At 64.1% G+C, this 21,966-nt stretch carries 20 protein-coding genes and 1 other RNA gene; 10 read left to right on the top strand and 11 right to left on the bottom strand.

The features are described from left to right. Nucleotides 1–47 precede the first annotated feature (47 nt). From GGQ99_RS21710 to GGQ99_RS21690, 5 genes are all read right to left on the bottom strand, one after another. On the bottom strand, nucleotides 48–1,190 hold the full coding sequence (locus GGQ99_RS21710) for an ABC transporter permease (protein WP_183264144.1): 1,143 nt from the start codon (nucleotides 1,188–1,190) through the stop codon (nucleotides 48–50). Beyond that, on the bottom strand, nucleotides 1,190–2,293 hold the full coding sequence (locus tag GGQ99_RS21705) for a microcin C ABC transporter permease YejB (RefSeq protein ID WP_108609516.1): 1,104 nt from the start codon (nucleotides 2,291–2,293) through the stop codon (nucleotides 1,190–1,192). The genes GGQ99_RS21710 and GGQ99_RS21705 overlap by 1 nt, the downstream gene beginning before the upstream one ends. A gap of 45 nt (nucleotides 2,294–2,338) precedes the next feature. Further along, entirely contained in the window at nucleotides 2,339–4,144 is a 1,806-nt protein-coding gene (locus GGQ99_RS21700) for an extracellular solute-binding protein (protein WP_246389689.1), read from the bottom strand. A gap of 62 nt (nucleotides 4,145–4,206) precedes the next feature. Further along, nucleotides 4,207–6,087 carry an extracellular solute-binding protein gene (locus GGQ99_RS21695; protein WP_183264142.1) on the bottom strand — a complete coding sequence of 627 codons (1,881 nt, stop codon included), beginning with the start codon at nucleotides 6,085–6,087 and terminating at the stop codon, nucleotides 4,207–4,209. A gap of 153 nt (nucleotides 6,088–6,240) precedes the next feature. Continuing rightward, a complete protein-coding gene (locus GGQ99_RS21690) occupies nucleotides 6,241–6,945 on the bottom strand; it encodes a c-type cytochrome (RefSeq protein WP_108609514.1) in 705 nt (234 codons plus the stop codon). Nucleotides 6,946–7,146: 201 nt separating this feature from the next. Between GGQ99_RS21690 and GGQ99_RS21685 the strand changes: the two genes are divergently transcribed. The 3 genes from GGQ99_RS21685 (at nucleotide 7,147) to GGQ99_RS21675 (ending at nucleotide 9,620) form a co-directional block, all read left to right on the top strand. After that, a complete protein-coding gene (locus GGQ99_RS21685; protein WP_183264141.1) occupies nucleotides 7,147–7,875 on the top strand; it encodes a 3-deoxy-manno-octulosonate cytidylyltransferase in 729 nt (242 codons plus the stop codon). A gap of 17 nt (nucleotides 7,876–7,892) precedes the next feature. Beyond that, a complete protein-coding gene (locus GGQ99_RS21680) occupies nucleotides 7,893–8,759 on the top strand; it encodes a prephenate dehydratase (RefSeq protein ID WP_183264140.1) in 867 nt (288 codons plus the stop codon). 78 nt (nucleotides 8,760–8,837) lie between these two features. Further along, nucleotides 8,838–9,620 carry a class I SAM-dependent methyltransferase gene (locus GGQ99_RS21675; protein ID WP_183264139.1) on the top strand — a complete coding sequence of 261 codons (783 nt, stop codon included), beginning with the start codon at nucleotides 8,838–8,840 and terminating at the stop codon, nucleotides 9,618–9,620. Between the two features lie 33 nt (nucleotides 9,621–9,653). Here GGQ99_RS21675 and GGQ99_RS21670 read toward each other — a convergent pair whose 3' ends face one another. The 3 genes from GGQ99_RS21670 to GGQ99_RS21660 are packed head-to-tail and all read right to left on the bottom strand — an operon-like array spanning nucleotide 9,654 to nucleotide 11,997. Beyond that, a complete protein-coding gene (locus GGQ99_RS21670; RefSeq protein WP_183264138.1) occupies nucleotides 9,654–10,538 on the bottom strand; it encodes a bifunctional helix-turn-helix transcriptional regulator/GNAT family N-acetyltransferase in 885 nt (294 codons plus the stop codon). A gap of 48 nt (nucleotides 10,539–10,586) precedes the next feature. Further along, nucleotides 10,587–11,543, bottom strand: a complete 957-nt coding sequence (gene nudC, locus GGQ99_RS21665) for an NAD(+) diphosphatase (RefSeq protein WP_183264137.1) — start codon at nucleotides 11,541–11,543, stop codon at nucleotides 10,587–10,589. Nucleotides 11,544–11,577: 34 nt separating this feature from the next. Further along, nucleotides 11,578–11,997 carry an HIT domain-containing protein gene (locus GGQ99_RS21660; RefSeq protein ID WP_108609508.1) on the bottom strand — a complete coding sequence of 140 codons (420 nt, stop codon included), beginning with the start codon at nucleotides 11,995–11,997 and terminating at the stop codon, nucleotides 11,578–11,580. Between the two features lie 185 nt (nucleotides 11,998–12,182). Here GGQ99_RS21660 and ffs point away from each other — a divergent pair. The 3 genes from ffs (at nucleotide 12,183) to GGQ99_RS21645 (ending at nucleotide 14,561) form a co-directional block, all read left to right on the top strand. Next, nucleotides 12,183–12,279, top strand: an RNA gene (gene ffs / locus GGQ99_RS21655) — signal recognition particle sRNA small type. A 122-nt stretch (nucleotides 12,280–12,401) separates the two neighbouring features. Continuing rightward, nucleotides 12,402–14,219, top strand: a complete 1,818-nt coding sequence (locus GGQ99_RS21650; RefSeq protein WP_183264136.1) for a DNA polymerase III subunit gamma/tau — start codon at nucleotides 12,402–12,404, stop codon at nucleotides 14,217–14,219. A gap of 18 nt (nucleotides 14,220–14,237) precedes the next feature. After that, a complete protein-coding gene (locus GGQ99_RS21645; RefSeq protein WP_108609506.1) occupies nucleotides 14,238–14,561 on the top strand; it encodes a YbaB/EbfC family nucleoid-associated protein in 324 nt (107 codons plus the stop codon). A gap of 126 nt (nucleotides 14,562–14,687) precedes the next feature. Here GGQ99_RS21645 and GGQ99_RS21640 read toward each other — a convergent pair whose 3' ends face one another. Then, on the bottom strand, nucleotides 14,688–15,728 hold the full coding sequence (locus GGQ99_RS21640; protein ID WP_183264135.1) for a zinc-binding dehydrogenase: 1,041 nt from the start codon (nucleotides 15,726–15,728) through the stop codon (nucleotides 14,688–14,690). A gap of 181 nt (nucleotides 15,729–15,909) precedes the next feature. Between GGQ99_RS21640 and GGQ99_RS21635 the strand changes: the two genes are divergently transcribed. The 3 genes from GGQ99_RS21635 (at nucleotide 15,910) to GGQ99_RS21625 (ending at nucleotide 18,773) form a co-directional block, all read left to right on the top strand. Beyond that, nucleotides 15,910–16,629, top strand: coding sequence for a cell wall hydrolase (locus GGQ99_RS21635; protein ID WP_183264134.1), 720 nt, complete (start codon nucleotides 15,910–15,912; stop codon nucleotides 16,627–16,629). A gap of 88 nt (nucleotides 16,630–16,717) precedes the next feature. Next, on the top strand, nucleotides 16,718–17,323 hold the full coding sequence (gene recR / locus GGQ99_RS21630; RefSeq protein ID WP_108609504.1) for a recombination mediator RecR: 606 nt from the start codon (nucleotides 16,718–16,720) through the stop codon (nucleotides 17,321–17,323). A gap of 220 nt (nucleotides 17,324–17,543) precedes the next feature. Beyond that, nucleotides 17,544–18,773: a lytic murein transglycosylase gene (locus tag GGQ99_RS21625; protein ID WP_343061765.1), complete on the top strand. Its 1,230-nt coding sequence runs from the start codon at nucleotides 17,544–17,546 to the stop codon at nucleotides 18,771–18,773. A gap of 191 nt (nucleotides 18,774–18,964) precedes the next feature. Here GGQ99_RS21625 and GGQ99_RS21620 read toward each other — a convergent pair whose 3' ends face one another. Both GGQ99_RS21620 and GGQ99_RS21615 read right to left on the bottom strand, forming a co-directional pair. Beyond that, nucleotides 18,965–19,966 (bottom strand): LLM class flavin-dependent oxidoreductase, encoded by a 1,002-nt coding sequence (locus GGQ99_RS21620; RefSeq protein ID WP_183264133.1) that lies wholly within the window; start codon nucleotides 19,964–19,966, stop codon nucleotides 18,965–18,967. A gap of 96 nt (nucleotides 19,967–20,062) precedes the next feature. Continuing rightward, complete coding sequence (locus tag GGQ99_RS21615; RefSeq protein WP_183264132.1) at nucleotides 20,063–21,115, bottom strand: LLM class flavin-dependent oxidoreductase; 1,053 nt, start codon at nucleotides 21,113–21,115, stop codon at nucleotides 20,063–20,065. 218 nt (nucleotides 21,116–21,333) lie between these two features. On the opposite strand from GGQ99_RS21615, the gene GGQ99_RS21610 reads away from it, so the two are divergent. Continuing rightward, nucleotides 21,334–21,762 carry a DUF6481 family protein gene (locus tag GGQ99_RS21610; RefSeq protein WP_108609500.1) on the top strand — a complete coding sequence of 143 codons (429 nt, stop codon included), beginning with the start codon at nucleotides 21,334–21,336 and terminating at the stop codon, nucleotides 21,760–21,762. Nucleotides 21,763–21,966 lie beyond the last annotated feature (204 nt).

Here is a 21,966-nt window from a genome sequence, read left to right as displayed (position 1 = left end):
TGATCTCCATGGTAGAAAACACAAGAAATTATACCATAGGTCCCAGCTCACTTGAACGTCTTCCTTGGGTCGAAGGCGTCGCGGGTTGCCTCGCCGATGAAGATCAGCAGCGACAGCATCAGCGAGATCACGACGAATCCGGAGAGCCCGAGCCATGGCGCGTTGAGATTGCGCTGGCCCTGCTTGAGCAATTCGCCGAGCGACGCCGAGCCCGGCGGCAGGCCGAAGCCGAGGAAGTCGAGCGAGGTCAGCGTCGAGATCGAGCCGTTGAGGATGAAGGGCAGGAAGGTCAGCGTTGCCACCATGGCGTTGGGCAAAAGGTGGCGGAAGATGATCGTCCGGTTGGGCACGCCGAGCGCGCGCGCTGCATTGACGTACTCGAAGTTGCGGGCGCGCAGGAACTCGGCCCGTACGACGCCCACCAGCGCCACCCATGAGAATACCAGCATCAGCCCGAGCAGGATGAAGAAGCCGGGCGGCAGGATGGCGGCGACGATCAGCAGCAAATAGAGCACCGGGATCGCCGACCATATTTCGATGAAGCGTTGGAACAGCAAGTCGGTCCAGCCGCCGAAATAGCCCTGCATGGCGCCCGCCGAGACGCCGATCAGCGCCGAGCCGGCGGTCAGGATCAGGCCGAACAGCACCGAGATGCGGAAGCCGTAGATGACGCGGGCGAGCACATCGCGCGCCTGGTCGTCGGTGCCGAGCCAGTTCCAGTTGCCGATGGTGCAGTTGGGGTCGTCCACCCCCAGCGGATAGCGCTGGCAGCGAACGTCCTTGGGGTACATCCAGGACGGCTTGGCGGGAGCTGCCTCGGGAATTTCGTTGTTGGTCGTGCGGTAGGAATAGCGGACCGGCGGCCAGATCATCCAGCCATTGGCTGATATCGCCTCCTGCACCACCGACATGCGGTAGTCGGTGACAGGCAGGAAACCCTCGTCGCCAAGGAACGTCTCTTCGCCATAATCGCTGACGATCGGCGAGAAGAACTCGCCCTTGAAGCGGATCAGGAGCGGCCTGTCGTTGGCGATCAACTCGGAGAACAGCGTGAGCACGAACAGGATGAGGAACAGCCACAGAGACCAGTAGCCACGGCGGTTGGCCTTGAAGCTCTGCCAGCGTCGCTTGTTGATCGGCGAGAGCCAGGGCCGCTTGACCGGTGCGGCAACCGTATCGACCGTCGACATCAGACGTCCCTCCGCTCGAAGTCGATGCGCGGATCGATCCATGTGTAGGTCAGGTCGGAGATCAGGCTGACGAACAGCCCCATCAGCGAGAAGATGTAGAGATTGGCGAAGACCACGGGATAATCTCGGTCGAGCACCGAGCGGAAGCCGAGCAGGCCGAGTCCGTCAAGCGAGAAGATGTTCTCGATCAAGAGCGAACCGGTGAAGAAGGCCGAGATGAAGGCGCCGGGGAAGCCGGCGATGACGATCAGCATGGCGTTGCGGAAGACGTGGCCGTAAAGCACCTGGCGCTGCGACAGCCCCTTGGCGCGGGCGGTGACGACATACTGCTTGCGGATTTCGTCGAGGAACGAGTTCTTGGTCAAAAGCGTCGTGGTGGCGAAGGCCGACAGCACCAGTGCGGTCAGCGGCAATGCGAGGTGCCAGAGGTAGTCGAGCACCTTGCCGCCGAGCGACAGCTGGTCGAAATTCTCCGAGGTCAGGCCGCGCAGCGGGAACCAGTCGAAGAACGAGCCGCCGGCGAACAACACCATCAGAAGGATGGCGAACAGGAAGGCCGGGATGGCGTAGCCGACGATGATGACGCCGCTGGTCCAGATATCGAAGGACGAACCGTCCTTGACCGCCTTGCGGATGCCGAGCGGAATCGAGATCAGGTAGGAGAGCAGCGTGATCCAGATGCCGAGCGAGATCGACACCGGCATCTTCTCGAGGATAAGATCGAGCACCGAGACGTCGCGGAAATAGCTGTCGCCGAAGTCGAAGCGGGCATAATTCCACAGCATCATGCCGAAGCGTTCGAGCGGCGGTTTGTCGAAGCCGAACTGCTTCTCCAGCTTGGCGATAAACTCGGGGTCAAGACCTTGCGCGCCGCGGTATTTGGACGAGCCTTCGCCGCCCGCCGGGTCGAAGTTGTTGCCGCCGACATCGCCTCCGCCGCCCGAAAGCCGGTCACTGGCGTCGCCGCCTTGGCCGGTCAGCTTGGCGATGACCTGCTCGACCGGGCCGCCCGGCGCGAACTGGATGACGGCGAACGAGATCGCCATGATGCCGAACAGGGTCGGAATCATCAAAAGGATACGGCGTAAGACGTAGGCGCCCATCAGGCGAGGCTCCTCAGGCGGAACGGAGCTTCAAGCGAAAAAATCTCAGGTCTTGCCAATACGTGAAGCCTTGTCCTTGTCGAACCACCACATCGCCTCGATGGGGAAGCCGAAATCCGGTTTCGGCTCCTTGAAGCCGAACATGTCCCAGAATGCGGCGCGGTGATTCGCCGAAAACCAATTTGGAATCCAGTCTTGCCGGGCGCGCAAGACCCGGTCCAGAGCCCGCATGGCGACTGTCAGCGCTTCGCGATCCTTGGCCGCACCCACGGCGTCGATCAAGGCGTCGATGGCGGGGTCGGCGGTGCCGGGCAGGTTGGTCGAGCCCTGCAGGGCGGCCGAGCGCGAATGGAACAGCCCGTCGATCTCGTCGCGGCTGGGGGTCGCCGAAAAAGAGGCCGCGGCCGAAATGGCGTCATAGTCGAATGTTGTCTGCCGCGCCTGGTGCTGGGTCGAATCGACCATGCGCAGCGATGCCGCGATGCCGATCGCCTTCATGTTCTCGACCCAGGGTGAAAAGACGCGGACCAGGGAGTCGTCGTCGACGAGGATTTCGAGCGTCAGCTGCTCGCCTTTGGCGTTGCGCAGATTGCCGTCCTTGCGGATCCAGCCGGCGTCAGCGAGCAGTTTCGAAGCCTTGCCGAGCAGCTTGCGGTCTCGGCCCGAGCCGTCCGACGGCGGCTGCAGCACTGCCTCGCCGAAGGCCTCGTCGGGAATGCGGCCTCGGAACGGTTCGAGCAATGCCAGTTCCTCGGGCGTGGGCAAGCCCTCGGCACGGTAAGCCGATTTCTCGAAGGTCGACTGCGAACGCTCGTAGGCGCCGTAGAACAGATTGCGGTTGGTCCATTCGAAGTCGAAGCACAGCGCAATCGCCTGCCGCACGCGCGGGTCGCGAAAGCGCTCGCGCCGCTGGTTGAGCGCCAGTGCCTGCATTGATGGGCGCTTTTCGCTGGGGAACTCGCGCTTGACCACCTTGCCGGCCTTCAGTGCCGGGAAGTCGTAGCCGGTCGCCCAGACGCGGGAGACGTATTCCTGCCGGTAGAGGATCGCGCCCTTCTTGAAGGCTTCGAAGGCGGCCTGCCGGTCCTGGTAGAACTCGATGCGGATGCGGTCGAAATTGTAGAGGCCGCGATTGACCGGCAGGTCGCGGCCCCAATAGTCGGCGACGCGCTCGAACTCGATGATCTGTCCGGGCGAGACGCGGCCGACCTTGTAGGGGCCGGAGCCCAGCGGCGCCTTGAGCTGGGAGCCGTCGAACGGATTGGCCTCGAAGAAAGCCTTGGCCGGGATCGGGTATGTCGCGATGTCGAGGACGGTCCGGTCCGACTGCTGGCCGTCGAAGCTGAGCCGCAGCGTGTGCGCGTCGAGCGCCTTCGCCTCCTTGAGATGGCTGAGCGGCAAAAGCAGGTTCGGATGGCCATTCTTCTTGAAAAGATCGAAGGCGTAGGCCGCGTCTTGCGCCGTGAACGGCGTGCCGTCGTTGAAGCGCGCTTCGGGCCTCAGCGCGAAATCGAAGCTGTTGCGATCGTCGGAAATGGTCACCGACTGCGCCAGCAAGCCGTAGATGGCGTCGGGCTCGTCGATCGCCCGCGTCATCAGCGAATCGTAGCACAGCTCCATGCGTGGCGGGGAATCGCCCCTGGCAACGAAGGTATTCAGCGTGTTGAAGGTCTGCGGGTTCTGGTTGAAGACCCAGTAGGACGGCGAAAAGTTGAACGTACCGCCCTTGGGGGCGTCGGCATTGACGAAGTCGAGATGCGTGAAGTCAGGGCCATATTTGAGATCGCCGAAGGCCGACAGACCGTGCAGCCCCACACCGGTGGGGCTCGCCGCGAAAACGCGTCCCGCCATCAGCGGTGCTACGGCCGCGGCCGTACCAAACGCCAGGAAATCGCGACGGGTCGGGCGCGGTCTCAATTGGCTCCCTTGTACTTGGCGGCGAGTGCCGCCTCCTTGTCCTTGTCGATCCACCAGGAATCGATGTCGGCGCCGATGAAGCTCGGCTGCTTTTCAGGGATGCCGAACTTGTTCCAGTAGGCAAGCCACAGCACCGGCCGGTGATATTGCGGCACGACGTAGTAGTTCCACAACAGCACGCGGTCGAGCGCGTGGGTGGCGGCCAACAGGTCGTCGCGATCGGTGGCGAAGATGACGCGTTCGACCAGCGCATCGACGATCGGGTCGCCGATGCCCATGATGTTGCGCGAACCGGGCTTGGCGGCGGCCTTCGAACTCCAGAAGTCGCGCTGCTCATTACCCGGCGAGGACGACTGGTTGAGCGTCGTCGTTGTCGCGTCGAAGTCGAACTCATTGATCCGGTTGATGTACTGGCTGGTGTCGACCATGCGCAGCGTCGCGTCGATGCCAAGTCGGCGCAGACTGTCGATGAAGGGGCTGGCGATGACCTCGTCGGTGGCGTCCTTGCCGAGGAACTCGATCTTGAACTGCTCGCCGGTCTTTTCGTTCATCAGCTTGCCGCCGCTGGCGCGCCAACCGGCCTCGGCGAACAGCGATATCGCCTGGCGCAGATACTGCCGTTCCGCCTGGGGCGTGTCGTAGACGGGCAGCTTGAATTCCTCTGTGAAGAGTTCGGGTGGCAGCTTGTCCTTGTAAGGCGTCAGAAGCTCCAGCTCCTTGCCGGTCGGCAAGCCGCTTGAGGCGAGATCCTGGCCCTGGAAGTAGCTGTTGGTGCGGGTGTTGAGCCCGAAGAACAGCGTGCGGTTCATGTATTCGAAATTATACGCCAGCGTCAGCGCCTGCCTGACGCGACGGTCCTGGAACTGCGGCCGACGCAGGTTGAGCGCGTAGCCTTGGAACGGTTCGCCCGACGAGGTCTTGAACTCCTGCTTGATGACGTCGCCGGCCTTGAAGGCGGGGAAATCATACTGCGTTGACCAGCGGCGCGAGCTGTTTTCGCGCTTGACGTCCTGAAGCCCGCCCTTGGTGAAGGCCTGCCATTCGGCGCTCTCGTCGAGGAAGTAGCTATAACGGCGCTTGTCGAAATTGTTGCGCCCGACATTGACGCCGACGGTGGTCGCCCAATGGTCGGGTACGCGGGTCCAGACGATCTCGGTACCCGGCTTGAAGCTTTCGACCTTGTAGGGGCCCGAGCCGAGCGGGATTTCGAGCGTTGGCCGGGTCACGTCGCGCTTCTTGCCCGAAGCGTCGTTGCCTTCCCACCAGTGCTTGGGCAGGACCACCAGGTCGCCGATGATCTTGGGAAGCTCGCGATTGCCCTTCTGGTCGAAACGAAACTCGACCACGCGATCCGAGACCGCGACGGCTTCCTTCACATTGGCATAATACTGGCCGTATTGCGGGCTGTTGGCCTTCAGCACATTGAACGACCAGACGACATCGTCCGTGGTGATCGGCTTACCGTCGTGCCACTTGGCGCGCGGGTCGAGCCGATACGTCGCGGAAGAGTAATCGGCGGCAAAATTGTAGGCATCGGCGATCATGGGGTGGCTAACGCTGGGTTCGTCGAGCGATTGCTCCATCAGCGTTTCATAGAGCAAACCGCCACCGAAATAAGTGAAGCCAGCGGCCGATGCGCCTTTGACGATATATGGGTTGAAGCTGTCGAAGGTGCCGCCGACGGTCGAATTCAGCGTGCCGCCCTTGGGCGCATCCGGATTGACGTAGTCGTAGCGCTTGAAGTCCTGGCCGTATTTCGAGGGACCGGTCAGCGACGAACTGGTTTGCCACTCCTGGGCGCTCGCCGGCAGCAGCATGCCCGATGCCAGAACAGTGGCGAGGCCGGCTGCAAATATCCTCGTCAGGCAAGCCTTCATGAAATTCCCCTTCGCCCGGTGCTTCGCGCCACTCTAATTGTTTCCCGACGCATGGGAACCGCACGTTGGACGATTGTCGTCGCATGTTTGCGGCAGGCAACAAAAAAGCCGGGTCAAACCCGGCTTTTTCAAGATGCGAAGATTACAAATCGGTTAGTGCGCGGCCGGAGCCGGCGCGGCACCTTCTGCCGGTGCTGCCGGGGCAGCACCCTCTGCGGGAGCAGCCGGTGCGGCGCCTCCAGCGGGAGCTGCCGGAGCCTCGCCAGCCGGGGCTGCTGTCGGCTCAGCGGCAGGAGCCGCGTCTGCCGCAGGCAGCGGTGCCGGGCTGTCCGACTGCGAGTTCAGATAGGCCAGCAGGTTGGCGCGCTCGTCATCCTTCTTGATGCCGGCAAAGCCCATCGCCGTGCCCTTGATATAGCCCTTCGGCGACGCCAGGAAGTGGTTCAGGTGCTCGAAATCCCAAACGACCGAACCACCCTGCGAGAATTCCTTCATCGCGCCCGAATAGGAGAAGCCTTCATGCGAGGCGATCGGGCGGTTGACCACGGCCCAGAGATCCGGTCCGACCTTGTTGGGGCCACCCTTCTCGATGGAGTGGCAGGCCGTGCACTTCTTGAACACGGCAGCGCCCGCTTCGGCATTGGCGCTGGCCAGCAGCTGGGCGACCGGTACTGCGGCCGGAGCGGCTTCGCCACCACCTGCTGCTGCGCCACCTTCTTCGGCAGCCTCGATGGCAAAGCCTGGCTTCTCGGGAACCGGCGCAGCGAAAATCGCGTCCGAGACGAGCGAGATGGAGAACACCACAAAGGCAGTGCCCAGCAGGCCGCCGAGCACCTTGTTGATTTCGAATGAGTCCATACGCCCCTGGCTCCCTTATCCGGCCGATCGCCATCCTCTGCGACCGTTGCCGTTCGTCGGTATCGTCTATCGCCCGGCCGGCCGGGTGAAATCGCGCGGAAACTAGGTCTTTTGCTTGCCGGTTGCAACACCTATAAGGGCGCTTCCAGTGAGACCTTTTGACACTTTTCCACGCCATTTCGAGACAGCCGCAGCCAAGCCATGTCCACTCTCGTCCTGATCCCCGCCCGCATGGCCTCGACGCGCCTTCCGGGCAAGCCGCTCGCCGACATCGCCGGCCGCCCGATGATCGTCCATGTCGCCGCCCGCGCTTCGGAAAGCGGCCTGGGCCGTGTCGTGGTGGCCACCGACACCGACATCGTCGCGGAAACGGTGAGGGCGCATGGCTTCGAGGCGGTGATGACACGCGCCGACCATGAGTCGGGTTCGGACCGCATCTTCGAGGCGCTGACCAGGCTCGATCCCAAGGGCGAGGTCGACACGGTGGTCAACGTCCAGGGCGACTTGCCGACCATCGACCCGGAACTGATCCGGGCTGCCTTCCGGCCATTGGCTGAAGCAGCCGTCGACATTGCCACGCTCGGCGTCGAGATCGTCCGAGAGGAAGAAAAGACCAACCCCAACGTCGTCAAGATCGTCGGCTCCGCCCTTTCGGTGCAGCATCTGAAGGCGCTCTATTTTACGCGCGCGACTGCCCCCTGGGGCGAGGGGCCGCTCTACCACCACATCGGGCTCTATGCGTATCGCCGTGCGGCACTCGAACGGTTCGTCCGGCTCGGGCCGTCACCGCTCGAAAAGCGCGAGCGCCTCGAGCAGTTGCGCGCGCTCGAAGCCGGCATGCGCATCGACGCCGAGATCGTCTCGTCGGTACCGCTCGGCGTAGATACGCCCGAAGACCTCGAACGCGCCCGCGAACTTCTCTCGAAATAGACAAAGACAGGCCAACCATGCCGACCACGACCAACAAGATTGCCTTCCAGGGCGAGCCGGGCGCCAATTCCGACACCGCCTGCCGCAACGTCTATCCGACCATGGAACCGTTGCCGTGCCCGACCTTCGAGGACGCATTCAATGCGGTCGAGACCGGCAAGGCGGATCTCGCCATGATCCCGATCGAAAACACGATCGCCGGCCGCGTCGCCGACATCCATCACCTTTTGCCTGAATCCAAGCTGCACATCGTCGGCGAATATTTCCTGCCGATCCATTTCCAGCTAATGGTGCTGCCGGGCGTCAAGCGCTCCGAGATCAAGACCGTGCACAGCCACATCCACGCGCTCGGACAGTGCCGCAAATACATTCGCAAGAACAACTGGAAGCCGGTCGTTGCCGGCGATACCGCCGGTGCGGCCAAGCTCGTCGCCGAGGTCAAGGACCGCACGATGGCAGCGCTTGCGCCGCGTCTGGCCTCGTCGCTCTACGGCCTCGACATTCTCGAGGAGAACGTCGAGGACACGGAAAACAACATCACCCGTTTCGTCGTCCTGTCCAAGGGCAAGAGCTGGGCCGAGCGCACCAATCCCGAGACGAAGATGATGACGACCTTCGTCTTCCGCGTCCGCAACGTGCCGGCCGCCCTCTACAAGGCGATGGGCGGCTTCGCCACCAATGGCGTCAACATGACCAAGCTGGAAAGCTACCAGCTCGGCGGCGAGTTCACCGCCACCCAGTTCTATTCCGATATCGAGGGTCACCCCGACGACCGTCTCGTGGCGCTTGCCTTGGAGGAGCTGCGTTTCTTCACTCGCGAGGTGCGCATCCTCGGCGTCTACGAAGCCAACGAATTCCGCGGCACGCAGGGCAACGGCGACTGAAGCCGCAGCTTGCTCACCGCAGATTGAATTGTGAGTTCGCCGCACCTGGCGCAGCATCGTCCACGCTAGGACGGCGTCATGGGCACGGCAGCAATCCAGGGTGAATTGTGGGGCGCCAAGGCGCGAGACTGGGCGGAAGCCCAGGAACCCGCCTGGCTGCCGGTGTTTGGGGCCGCCATGGCACTGGCCGGCGTCGGGCAGGGCAGGCGACTGCTCGACATCGGCTGTGGCACCGGCGGGGCACTCGTGATCGCTCGCGATCGTGGGGCGGAGGTTTCAGGCATCGACGCCTCGGAGGCCTTCGTCGCCATTGCGCGGGAGCGCCTGCCGGACGCCCAGATAGAAGCCGGCGAGATGGAGGAGCTGCCCTTCGCTGACGGTGCCTTCGATATCGTGACCGGCATCAATTCGTTCCAATTCGCGGGCGACATGATTCGTGCGCTGGGCGAGGCCGCTCGCGTCTGTGACAGCGGTGGCAGCGTTTTCATGCTGGTCTGGGGGCAGCGGGATAGATGCCAGCTGCAACTGGCGGCGATACGGGCGCTCGGTCCATTGCTGCCGCCATCGCCTGTGCCGCCCCCGCCACTCGCCGAGCCTGGCGTGATCGAGGGCCTTCTGCGCAAGGCAGGGCTGACACCGAGCGGTTCTGGCGTGTTTGACGAGACCATCGCCTTTCCCGATTCCGGCACGGCATTGCGTGCCTTTGCCTCGGCCGGGATGGTCACCCGAGCCGAGCGCCATTCAGGCGCCCATAAGGTTCGCGACGCGCTTGCCGACGCAATCAAGCCCTATATTCGTGGAGATGGTCAGGTCGTGCTTGCCAACCAGTTTCGCTGGGTGAAGGCCGTGCCGGAGTTTTAGGCGCCTGTCGCCAGATGCTGCCGGCGAAGCGCTCTACAGGCGTTTCTCGAACCAGTGGTCGGCATAGGGATTGTCGTTGAAGCGCGCAATTTCCTCGTAGCCCTCACGGCGGTAGAGAGTCTGCGCCTCCTTGAGCGCCCGGTTGGTGTCGAGCCAAACCGTTTTCGCGCCAAGACCTGCCGCGATCGCTTCCAGCTTGAGCAGCAGGCGGCTGGCAATGCCAAGCCCGCGTGCGGAAGGCGCGACCCACATCCGCTTGATCTCCGCGGTCGTGGCATCGATCATGCGCAGTGCTGCGCAGCCTACGGGACGTCCGTCGAGCCGTGCGATCACGAAACTGCCACGGGGAGGGATGAACTCTTCCTCTGTGGTTGTGTTTCCCCAGGCCGGGTCGAACCCCTTCTCGAAACGCTCTGCGAGTTCGTCGAAATACTGCGCCAGGCATTGCCGCGCTTCCGCAGAATTGGGAGCCTCCTCGCCGATCGTGATCGACGCTGCCATAAGCAGGCGCTCGACCTCTGCCATCGCGGCAACGAGGCGATCTCGCCGCGACACCGAAAGCGGATCGAGAATGGAATTCGCCAATTCGTCCGACAAGGCGTCATAGGCTGCGTGCTCGTCGCGGCCCTTTTGGGTCAGCGTCGCGCGGCGGCTGCGGGCGTCGCCGGCGTGTTTGCCGACGGCGACGAGGCCCTGTGCCTCGAGCGAACGCAACATCCGGCTGAGATAGCCCGAATCCAGCCCAAGCCGCGAGCGGAGCACGCCGAGCCCCGCGCCTTCCAGCCCGATTTCGAAAATGACCCGTGCCTCGCCGAGCGGGCGCCCACGGCTGAGATAGCTGTCTTCCAGCACGCCAATACGGCGGGTCACCGTGCGGTTGAAGCTGCGAATCCGGGTGACTTGCAGAGCCTTGTCCATTGCCTGACTATAGTCAGGCATATGCGGGCAGGCAAGAATTATCGGACTTTAGTCAGGTATTTCATTGAGCGTTTTTGCCCAAGCGTGGATCAGCTGGTGGGCGATGGCGTGGGGCGGCGGCACCCGGAGTTCTCCGGGGTGCGTGCCGTCGAGCATCTGCAGCACCTCGGCACGGGAAAACCAGCGGCAATCCTCGAGCTCGGCGGTATCAGGCACGATGTCCTCGTTCAGCGCTTCGCCATAGCAGCCGATCATCAGCGAGTAGGGGAACGGCCAGGGCTGGCTCGAGTGGTAGACGACGCGGCCGAGCCTGATGCCGGATTCCTCCAGCGTTTCGCGCCGCACCGCCGCCTCGATGGTCTCGCCCGGCTCGATGAAGCCGGCGAGCGCCGAGTAGACCCCGGGCGCGAAATGCCGGCCCCGCCCCATCAGGCACCGGTCGCCCGACACGGTCAGCATGATGGCCACCGGGTCGGTGCGCGGGAAGTGTTCGGCGCCGCAGGAAGTGCACCGCCGCTTGTAGCCGCCGGCGCGCATCTCGGTTGGCCCGCCGCAGCGGCCGCAGAAACGGTGGGTTGCATGCCAGGCGAGCAGGGCCGCACCTTGCGCCATGGCGCCGAGGCCGGCGCCGTCGATCAGGCCCTGCGTCAGGATCGAGCGGAAATCGACCGCCTTGAGGTGCTCGGGCAGGGTTTCCGGCTCGACGGCGACAGGCACCGCGAGCATGGCGACATCGTCGGCCCGGCCGAGCAGGATCGCGGCGTCGGGTTGGATGCCGATGGCCTCGGCTGCGGCGACCGTGAAATAAGGGCTGGCCGCGCCGGTGCTGAAATCGAGCACCAACCGTCCCGCGCCGATCAGCAGCAACCGCGCGCCGGGCTCGGCCAACGCCAGCCGGGCGGAATCGTCGCTGCGCTTTTCCGACTGGCGGTCGATGACGTTGCCGGCAAAACCGAGGAACTGGCTGGCTTCGCGCTCGGGCGCGTTGGACAGGCTGAAATGCATTGCGTGGACTCAGGCGCTGGGTCGGGGGATGCCCTTATAGGGCGGCCTTGATGTTCTCGGCAAACCGGTGGAGGTCGTCGCGGCGATAAGGCTCGCGCACGCCATGGCCCCAGACCGGGCCGGGCCAGCCGGGGTCGCCCTCGGAGCGGGCGACGACATGGAAATGCAGCTGCCGCACGACATTGCCGAGTGCACCGCTGTTGATCTTGGCGCAGCCGGTTACGCGCTTCAGCGCATGGGCCACCATGTTGCTTTCGAAGGTCAGCATGGCTTGGTCGAGCGGGGTCAGGTCGTGGATTTCCTCGATGCCGGAGCGTTGCGGCACCAGGATCAGCCAGGGCCAGCGCTGGTCGTTCATGACGCGCAATTCGCACAAGCCAAGCCACATCAAGGGCTCGCTGTCGGTGTCGAGACGCGAATCCAGCGCAAACCCGGCCTTGAGCCCCGACATCATTGGCGTTTTCCCTGTTCATGCGGAGGCTAGAGCCTGCCTGCTGCCGCTGCAAGCGAATCATTGCTCTCGGCCGCCGTGCTTCGATCAATCTGATGGGCTACCGGAGGGACGATAGAGGGGCATGTTTGCAGGCGGTGCCTGCTTGGCTCTTGCAATTGCTGCGGCAATTGCCGATATGGGGATTGGGAGGTTGGTGGTGGACGATCCACTCGCCAACCGGGTCAGGTCCGGAAGGAAGCAGCCCTAACGAGCCCGGAACGGGTCATTGTTCCAGCCTCCCGCCTCTTCGCCCTTCTCCGCGTCATTGACGGCGTTGCGCCGTGCGGGCGAAACTCGTTTCGCGGAATCGGCCCTGTGGGGTCGAGGCAGGGGCGCCACTACGAACGGGCGAGCGAACGGGGCGGATGAGCGAAGCCGGACAAACCGATAAGAGCAAGGCTTACCGCGTTCTCGCGCGCAAGTACCGCCCTGCGGATTTCTCAGCCCTCGTCGGCCAGGAGCCGATGGTTCAGACGCTGACCAACGCTTTTTCCAGCGGGCGCATCGCTCAAGCCTGGATGCTGACCGGTGTCCGCGGCGTCGGCAAGACCACCACCGCCCGCATTCTGGCCCGTGCCCTCAACTACAAGACCCCGGACATCGACCGGCCGTCGGTCGACCTGTCGGTGCTCGGCGAGCATTGCCAGTCGATCATGGAAGGCCGCCATGTCGATGTCATCGAAATGGACGCGGCCTCCCACACCGGCATCGACGACATCCGCGACATCATCGAGCGTGTCCGTTATGCGCCCGTTTCGGCGCGCTACAAGGTCTACATCATCGACGAGGTGCACATGCTTTCGACGCAGGCCTTCAACGGCCTGCTGAAGACGCTGGAAGAGCCGCCTCCGCATGTGAAGTTCATCTTCGCCACCACCGAAATCCGAAAAGTTCCGATCACGGTGCTGTCGCGCTGCCAGCGCTTCGACCTGCGCCGCATCGATGCCGGCAAGCTGGTCGGCCATCTCAGGAGTATCGCCCAGCAGGAAGGCATTGCGGTCGAGGATGACGCGCTTGCCATGGTTGCCCGTGCAGCCGAAGGCTCGGCGCGCGATTCGCTGTCGATCCTCGACCAGGCCATCGCCCATGGCGGCGGCAAGGTGACGACGGATGCGGTGCGCGCCATGCTCGGCCTTGCCGACCGTGCCCGTGTCGTCGACCTGTTCGAAAACGTCATGAAGGGCGACATCGCCGCTGCCCTTGGCGAACTGCGCGTCCAGTATGACACCGGCGCCGACCCGGTCGCCGTGCTCAACGATCTCGCCGAATTCACCCATCTGGTCACGCGCCTGCGCTTCGTGCCGTCCGCGGCCGACGACGCCTCGCTGTCGGAAGACGAGCGCAAGAGGGGCGGGGAGTTCGCCCAGAGCTTGTCGGTCAGGGTCCTGTCCCGCGCCTGGCAGATGCTGCTCAAGGGTATCCCCGAAGTGCAGTCGTCCAACCGGCCTGTCAGTGCCGCAGAGATGGTGCTGATCCGGCTGGCGCACGCCGCCGACCTGCCGACGCTCGACGAGGCGTTGAAGTCGCTGGGCGATGCGCCGTCACAACCCGCATCCGGCCCACGCAATGGCGGCATGCCTGCGGGCGGCGGCAATGGTGGACCTAGCACTTCGGCCGTTTCCCAAGCCCGCATGCCGGTCAGCAATGGCGGTGGCCAGGCCATGCGCCTGGTGGAAACGACGCCTGCACCCACAGCTTTTGTCGCGCCGACGCCGGCACCCGAGCCGGTGGTCGACGCGGTGCCGGTCAAGTCGATAGCTGATCTGGCGGCGCTTGCAGAAACCAATCGCGAGATGGCCTTCAAGGTGCTGATCCGCCGCGTGGTTCGGCCGGTCCGCATCGAGCCGGGCCATATCGAGGTCAGCCTGACCGCGGACGCGCCACGGACTTTTCTCAACGACCTGACCACCAAGCTGAAGGCCTGGACCGGGCGCCACTGGCTGGTGTCGCTGTCGAAGGACGAAGGCGGTGCCACGCTCGCCGAGATCGAGGCCAACAAGCGCGAGGTCGCCCTTACCGATGCGAAGGCCGATCCCACCGTGGCCGCGATCCTGTCGCGCTTTCCCGGTGCCAAGATCATCGACGTGCGCCTGCCGACGCAGCCGGACGCGCCCGATCTGGATACCGACACCGAGTTGCCGCCCGATCCCGGCGTGGACAACGACGATGACGACCCGTTCTGAGACGAAAGGAATACGACCATGAAGGATCTGCTCGGCCTGATGGGCAAAGCGAAGGAAATGCAGGCCAAACTCCAGGCCATGCAGGAAGAGGTCGCCCTGATCGAAGCCACCGGCCAGTCCGGCGGCGGGCTCGTCACCGTCACCCTTTCCGGCAAGTCGGAGATGAAGTCGCTGAAGATCGACCCGTCGTTGCTGAAGGAAGGCGAGGGTGAGATCCTCGAGGACCTGATCGTCGCCGCCCACAACGACGCCAAGGCCAAGGTCGAGGCGACGATGCAGGAAAAGACCAAGGCGCTGACCGCCGGCCTGCCGATCCCGCCCGGCATGAAGCTGCCGTTCTAAGACGAGCGAATAGCGAATAGTGAGTAGGGAATAGCGGGGCGGCGCTTGATCATCAGGCGCCGTTGCTCATCAATCTATTCGCTATTCGCTATTCGCTATTCGCTATTCGCTATTCGCTGTTTGCCCCTAGAACCTCGTCACCACACTGATCCCAAGCCCCTCGAACCGGTCCATCGCCATCAGTGCGGCGGGCGCTTCGTCGAGGCTGAGATGCTTGCCGACCAGCATCTGCGGCTTGAGCGTGCCGGCGTCGATCATCTCCATCATCGCCTGGTAGCGGAACGCCTGCATGCCGTGACTGCCGAGGATTTCGAGTTCGTGGGCAATCACCTTGTCCATCGGAATCCTGGGGTGATGGTGATCGCCGAGCATCAGCCCGACCTGCACGTGCCGGCCGCGGCGACGCAAATTGGCGATCGAGTTGAAGCAGGTGGTGGGATGGCCGAGCGCGTCGAGCGAAAGATGCGCGCCGCCCTTGGTGATCTCCCTGACAGCATCGACGACGTCCTTGTCGCCTGAGGCATTGATCGTCGCCACGGCGCCGACTTTCCTGGCGAACTCCAGCTTGTCGTCGGTGAGGTCGATGGCAATCACGTTGGCCCCGGCAGCCGCCGCGATCATGATCGCCGACAGCCCGACGCCACCGCAGCCGTGCACGGCGACCCATTCGCCCGGCTTGACCCGGCCCTGATCGACGACCGCCCGGAACGAGGTGACAAAGCGGCAGCCGAGGCTGGCCGCCGTGGCGAAGTCCAGCTTTTCCGGCAGCCGCACCAGGTTGGTGTCGGCGAAATCGACGGCGACATATTCGGCAAACGAGCCCCAGGCCGTGAACCCGGGCTGGAATTGATGTTCACAGACCTGGTGGTTGCCCGACGTGCATTCGAAGCAACGGCCGCAACCGCCGACGAAGGGCACGGTCACGCGGTCGCCGACCTTCCATTGCGTCACCAGCTTGCCCAGGGCAGACACCGTGCCGGCAAGCTCATGACCCGGCACGTGCGGCAGCACGATGTCGGCGTCGTGCCCCATCCAGCCGTGCCAGTCGCTGCGGCACAGGCCGGTCGCCTCGACCTTGATCACCACGCCTGCCGGCGAGGGCGTCGGATCGACCACGTTCTGCATCTTTGGCGGCTGGCCGAATTGCTCGAACAGGACAGCTTTCACGATCGTCTTCCTCTTGCTTCTCGGCCGTTGCGCCGCGTCTTGGCAGCGACCATAGCGACCGGGCGTTGCAGAGGCGACCCTGCCGATTGCCACATTTCGGCCTTCGGCCATCATTTTGCCTGAAATGCGCTCATTGTTGCTGCAATCTGGGGACGTGGCGGGACTGCAAGAGGGGCGCTTTTTGATCGCCAACAAATGGAAGATGCCGATCCTTGTCGGCATGCTGGTCTCGCTGTTCATCGTGTCCGGATGCACCACCAGCAAACTCGCTGACGGGGTCACCACGAGCTCGGTTCGTTCCGGTTCCTACGCCTATACGGCGAAGGACAAGGAGTGCCTGGCGCGGGCGATGTTCTTCGAATCCAACCGCTCCAGCCGCGACGGCCTCGTTGCCGTTGGCAGCGTCGTCATGAACCGCCTCAAGTCGGGCGAATATGGCGAAACGGTCTGCGGTGTGGTTGGCCAGAAAGGCCAGTTCGCGCCCGGCGTGCTGTCGCGACCGATGAATTCGAAGGCCTTGCCCGACGTGCAGGCGGCTGCGGATGCCGTGCTCAAGGGCGAACGTCACCCAAAGGTGAAGCCCGAAGTGATGTTCTTCCACACGGCCGGGCTGAAGTTTCCCTACAAGAACATGCACTACACGACAGTCGCCGGTGGCAACGCCTTCTACGAGAAGCGCAGTCGCAGAAAGCCGCTGCCTGCTGCGATCGAGGCCGAAACCATGGTCGCTTCAGCCGAACCACAGGCGCTGCCGGGCGTTGTCGAGGAGAAGCCGACGACCGTCGCTTCCGCCGGTTCCGATGCGGCACTGGCCAGTGCCATGTCGTTCCAGGCGACATCCGAGGATGCCGACGCGATCGGCGCGCTGATTGCCAGCCAGGACAGGCCGATGAGCGACTGAGCGAATAGGGAAAGAAGACAGGAGCAGCCGGTTGGCGCTTCGTCACTATTCGCTACTCACCATTCGCTCCTCGTTTTATACCGCTTCCATGTCGAAGCGAATCGCCGGTCCCGAGATCGAACGCCTGATTCAGCTGCTGGCCAAGGTGCCGGGGCTTGGGCCCCGTTCGGCCCGACGCGCAGCCCTCCATTTGATCAAGAAGAAAGAGCAGCTGCTGGCACCTCTGGCTGCCGCCATGGGCGAAGCGGTCGACAAGGTGCGTGTCTGCTCGACCTGCGGCAATGTCGATACCTCCGATCCCTGCATGATCTGCACCGATCCGCGTCGCGACCCGACCACCATCATCGTCGTCGAGGACGTGTCGGATCTCTGGGCGCTGGAGCGGGCTGGCGCCATGAATGCGCGTTTCCATGTGCTTGGTGGCACGCTGTCGCCGCTGGATGGCGTGGGGCCGGACCAGCTGACCATCAAACAACTGGTGACCCGCATCGCCGAGGGCGGCGTCAGCGAGGTCATCCTGGCGGTCAACGCCACCGTCGAGGGCCAGACCACGGCGCACTATCTCACCGACCAGCTCTCCGGCTTCGACGTGAAGATCACGCGGCTGGCACATGGCGTGCCGGTCGGTGGCGAACTCGATTATCTCGACGAAGGCACGCTTTCCGCGGCCCTCAAGTCGCGGACCGTGTTTTGACGCAATTGGCTTGCAGGGAGGTTGGATGATCGGCGCCCTAAGTTGCCCCCCTCTGTCCTGGCGGACATCTCCCCCACAAGGGAGGAGATCAGCCCTCATCGCACCTTTGGCCAATCTCCACCGTCGTTGCACGACGAGCGGTGAGGGCGCAGCCGCCAATCTCCCCCCTTGTGGGGGAGATGTCCGCCAGGACAGAGGGGGGCAACGTGGAGCGCAATCCTTGCGCCAGTTCCTGGCTTCGCTGGTGATAGGACTCTTGGCCTGCGCCGCCCCAGCCTCCGCTGCCCCCATCGACAGCCAGTTCCAGGCCTGGCTGGCGAAGGACCTCTGGCCGGAAGCCAAGGCCAAGGGCATCTCCAGGGCGACATTCGACGCGGCTTTCGCCGGCGTCTCGCCCAATCTCAAGTTGCCCGACCTCGTCTTGCCCGGCGAAAAGCCGAAGACGCCGAAGAAGCAGCACCAGGCCGAGTTCGGTTCGCCAGGCAACTACTTCGCCGAGAAGACCCTGGGTGCGGTCAGTGCAGGCGGGCGCACGCGTGCCGGCTCCAATGCCAAAACGCTTGCCGCGATCGAAAAGCGCTTCGGCGTGCCCCGCGGCGTGGTGCTCGCCATATGGGGCCGCGAGTCTGGCTTTGGCGCCGCCAAGATGCCTTACGATGCCTTCGAGGTGCTGGGCACCAAGGCATTTCTCGCCACCCGTAAGGACATGTTCCGCAAGGAGTTGCTCGCCGGTCTCGAGATGGTCGAGCGCGGGCTGGTCAGCCGCAAGGCCATGCGCTCGTCCTGGGCCGGCGCGCTTGGCCAGCCGCAGTTCCTGCCGACTTCGTTCCTCGAGCATGCCGTCGATTTCGACGGCGACGGCCGCGCCGACATCTGGAACTCGACGCCCGACACGCTGGCCTCGATCGCCAACTATCTTGTCCATTACGGCTGGGTGAAGGGGCGCGACTGGGGTTTCGAGGTGTCGGTGCCGGATACCGTAACCTGCGCTCTGGAGGGTCCTGACCAGGGCAAAAAAATCGCCGACTGGGCGGCGATGGGCATCGGCCGTATCGGCGGCAAGCCATTCCCGCAAAACGAAGCGAGGGCCGAAGGTTTCCTGATGATGCCGGCGGGACGCAACGGGCCTGCCTTCATCGTCACGCCCAATTTCTACGTGCTCAAGGAATACAACGAGAGCGACGTCTATGCGCTGTTCATCGGCCATGGCGCCGACCGGATCGCGTCAGGCGACAGGCGCTTCGCCGGCAGCTGGGGCAAGGTCGACGGGCTCTACCGCTCCGACATCGCCGCCATGCAGCGTGGGCTGGAAAAGCTCGGCTACGACGTCGGCGGCGCCGATGGGTTGCCGGGGTTCAAGACCCGTCGCTCGATCGGCGACTGGCAGGCCAAGAATGGCCGCGCAGCGACGTGTTTTCCGGACAAGGGCATCGTAGAGGCTATGCGATAGCGCACTCTTCCTTCTCCCCTTGTGGGAGAAGGTGCCTCGAAGCAATGAGGAGTGCTGGCCGGAGCTCGGTTTTCGAAATTCGGTCCTGCGCCCGCTCCTGATGCCTCGTATATCTTCCAACACCCCTCATCCGTCTCGGCGCTTCGCGCCGATTTACCTTCTCCCACAAGGGGAGAAGGTAAGACACCAGACTACGCCGCCTTTGCCAGTGCGGCGCCGACTTCCGCCAATATCTCGTACGACCGCTTGCGCGCGACATGGTCAAACACCTGCGCCGTCACCATCAATTCGTCAGCACCGGTTCGCGCAATGAACGCCTCCACGCCGCGGCGGACGGTTTCGGGCGAACCGACCACCGCGCAGGCGAGCGTCTGCGACAGCATCTGGCGGGCGACCGGGTCAAGGTCGCGCTCGTAGCCTTCGACCGGGGCCGGAAGCCTGCCTGGGCGGCCGCTTCGCAGATTGACGAAGGCCTGCTGCACCGAGGTGAACAGGAGCTTCGCCTCCGCGTCGGTCTCCGCGGCCACGACATTGATGCCGGCCATGACATAGGGCTTGGCCAGCCGCTCCGAGGGCTGGAAGCGCGAGCGGTAGATCTCGATCGCATGGTCGAGCTCGGCGGGCGCGAAATGCGAGGCGAATGCGTAGGGCAGGCCAAGCATGGCGGCGAGTTGCGCGCCATAAAGGCTGGAGCCGAGCACCCAGACCTCGACCTGCTCGCCCTCGCCGGGTACGGCGCGGATGCGCTGCTCCGGCGTCGCCGGCTCGAAGTAGCCCATCAGCTCGACGACATCCTGCGGGAAATTGTCGACGCCGGCTTCGAGATTACGGCGCAGGGCGCGTGCGGTCAGCATGTCAGTGCCCGGCGCCCGGCCGATGCCGAGGTCGATGCGGCCGGGGTGAAGGGCGGCCAGCGTGCCGAACTGCTCGGCGATCACCAGCGGCGCGTGGTTGGGCAGCATGATGCCGCCAGCGCCGACTCGGATGGTGCTGGTGCCGGCCGCGACATGGGCGATGACGACCGAGGTCGCAGCACTCGCGATGCCGGCCATGTTGTGGTGCTCGGCCAGCCAGTAGCGGTGGAAGCCGAGTGTCTCGGCGTGGCGGGCGAGGTCGAGCGTATTCCGGAGCGATTGCGCGGCAGTGCTGCCTTCGGTGACCGGCGAAAGGTCGAGGACAGAAAGGGTGGTCATGATGCAGCTCCGGCGGGTGGGGACCCGCCGGATATAGGAACCACTATCCTCGCAAACAAACCTTCCCGCTCAGGGTAAGTTTTGGTCCAGCCGGATTCAAGCTGCCGGACCGGCGGGCGAGGCGCCAAGTTCCTTGCGCACCAGCGGCGCCACCTTGGTGCCGTAGAGCTCGATCGCTTTCATGATCTTGTCGTGCGGCATGATGCCGATCGCCATCTGCAGCAGGAAGCGCTCGTTCTTGAACAGCTTGTGCTGTGCCACGATCTTTTCGGCCACCACCTCCGGGTTGCCGACGAACAGCGCGCCTTGCGGCGAACGCGATTGGTCGAAATGCGCCCTTGAAGTCGGTCCCCAGCCGCGCTCGCGGCCGATGCGGTTCATCACCTCGGCCTGCGGTTGGTAGAAGTCGTCGGCCGCCTGCTCGGTGGTTTCGCCGACGAAGCCATGGACGTTGATGCTGGTGGCAAGCTTGGCCGGGTCCTGCCCGCCGCGCCGTGACGCCTCGCGATAGAGGTCGAAAAGCGGTGCGAATCGTGCCGGCTCGCCGCCGATGATGGCAAGCGCCAGCGGCAGGCCGAGCACGCCGGCGCGCGCTGCCGATTGCGGCGTGCCGCCGATGGCGATCCAGATCGGCAGCTTGTCCTGATAGGGGCGGGGATAGACGCCGCGATCGTCGATCGACGCGCGATGCGTGCCCGACCACGTGACGCGCTCGCTGTCGCGCAGCGCCAGCAGCAGGTCGAGCTTTTCGGCGAACAACTCGTCGTAGTCCTCGAGGTTGTAGCCGAACAGCGGGAACGATTCGATGAACGAGCCGCGACCGGCCATGATCTCCGCGCGGCCGCCGGAAAGCTGGTCGAGGGTGGCGAATTGCTGGAACACGCGCACGGGATCGTCGGAGGAAAGCACGGTGACGGCGCTGGTCAGCCGGATGCGCTTGGTGCGCTCGGCTGCGGCAGCAAGCGCGACGACCGGCGCAGAGGCTGCGTAATCCGGGCGGTGGTGCTCGCCAAGACCGAACACATCGAGCCCGACCTGGTCGGCCAGTTCGATTTCTTCGATGAGATTGCGCAACCGCTGATGCGGTCCAATGGCTCCCGGGCCTGCTTCCGGGCTGACGTCGGCAAAAGTGTAAAGGCCAAGTTCCATATCGCTGGTCCTGTCGCTGTCATTCGTGCTACAGGTAGCCATCGCTCCACGAAGCCGCCAGATGCGGACTAGTGAACAATCCATATCGAGATTGGCGCCAAAGAGCGTTTCCTATCCGCAACATCACGCGAATTCATGGGAGACATGCCTTTTTGGCGCTTGAACTCTGCCTTTGCGCGCGTATGTAAGCGGCGCGAAGTGACTCCAGGGAAATCAAATTGGCAATCTACAGGGAAAAAGACGTCTTCGAACGGCGTAACGCCGCCAATGACGCAAAGAAAGCTCTCCTCGAAAAGTACAAGGCACGCCCGGCAGCTGACGATCCAGCGGTTGTGGCACGCCAGGCTGAACGCAAGGCGATCCTAGAGGCACGCGCCATCCGCGAAGCCGAAAAGGAAAAGCTGCGGCAGGAACGCTTGGCTCGTGAAGCCATCGAAAAGGCCGAACGCGAAGCCAAGGCCGAAGCTGAACGCCTGGCCGCCGAAGAGGCCGCGCAGGCGGAAGCCAAGGCACGCGAGGCTGAAGAGGCCGACCGTATCAGCCGCGTGCTCTCCGACGAGGCTGAGCGCAAGGCCAAGCGTGACGCGCGTTACGCAGCGCGCAAGGCGCGCGGCAAGCGGATGCCGCCTTCGGCCAATTTCGGCTGATTGCAGGACACATTCGCCTGAAAGACGCATCGGCCTGCTAGCCAGGTCCGATTGCGCGAATTCTCATTGCTGGTGGTTCGCGACCGGGGTTTTGCCAAGCCCGGGGCGCGGGCCGCTTTGGCGTGTCCGCAGGTCAGTCGGCATGCAGATTGCTGTGGCCCGCCCGGTTGGGCAGGCCAGGCCAGGCCATTTCGCGACTGCGCG

The sequence above is a fragment of the Aminobacter niigataensis genome (assembly GCF_014200015.1).
In the GTDB taxonomy this organism is placed as follows: Bacteria; Pseudomonadota; Alphaproteobacteria; order Rhizobiales; family Rhizobiaceae; genus Aminobacter; species Aminobacter niigataensis.
The sequence above is the reverse complement of the archived record's forward strand: the minus strand, read 5'-3'. Positions and strand labels throughout refer to the sequence as shown.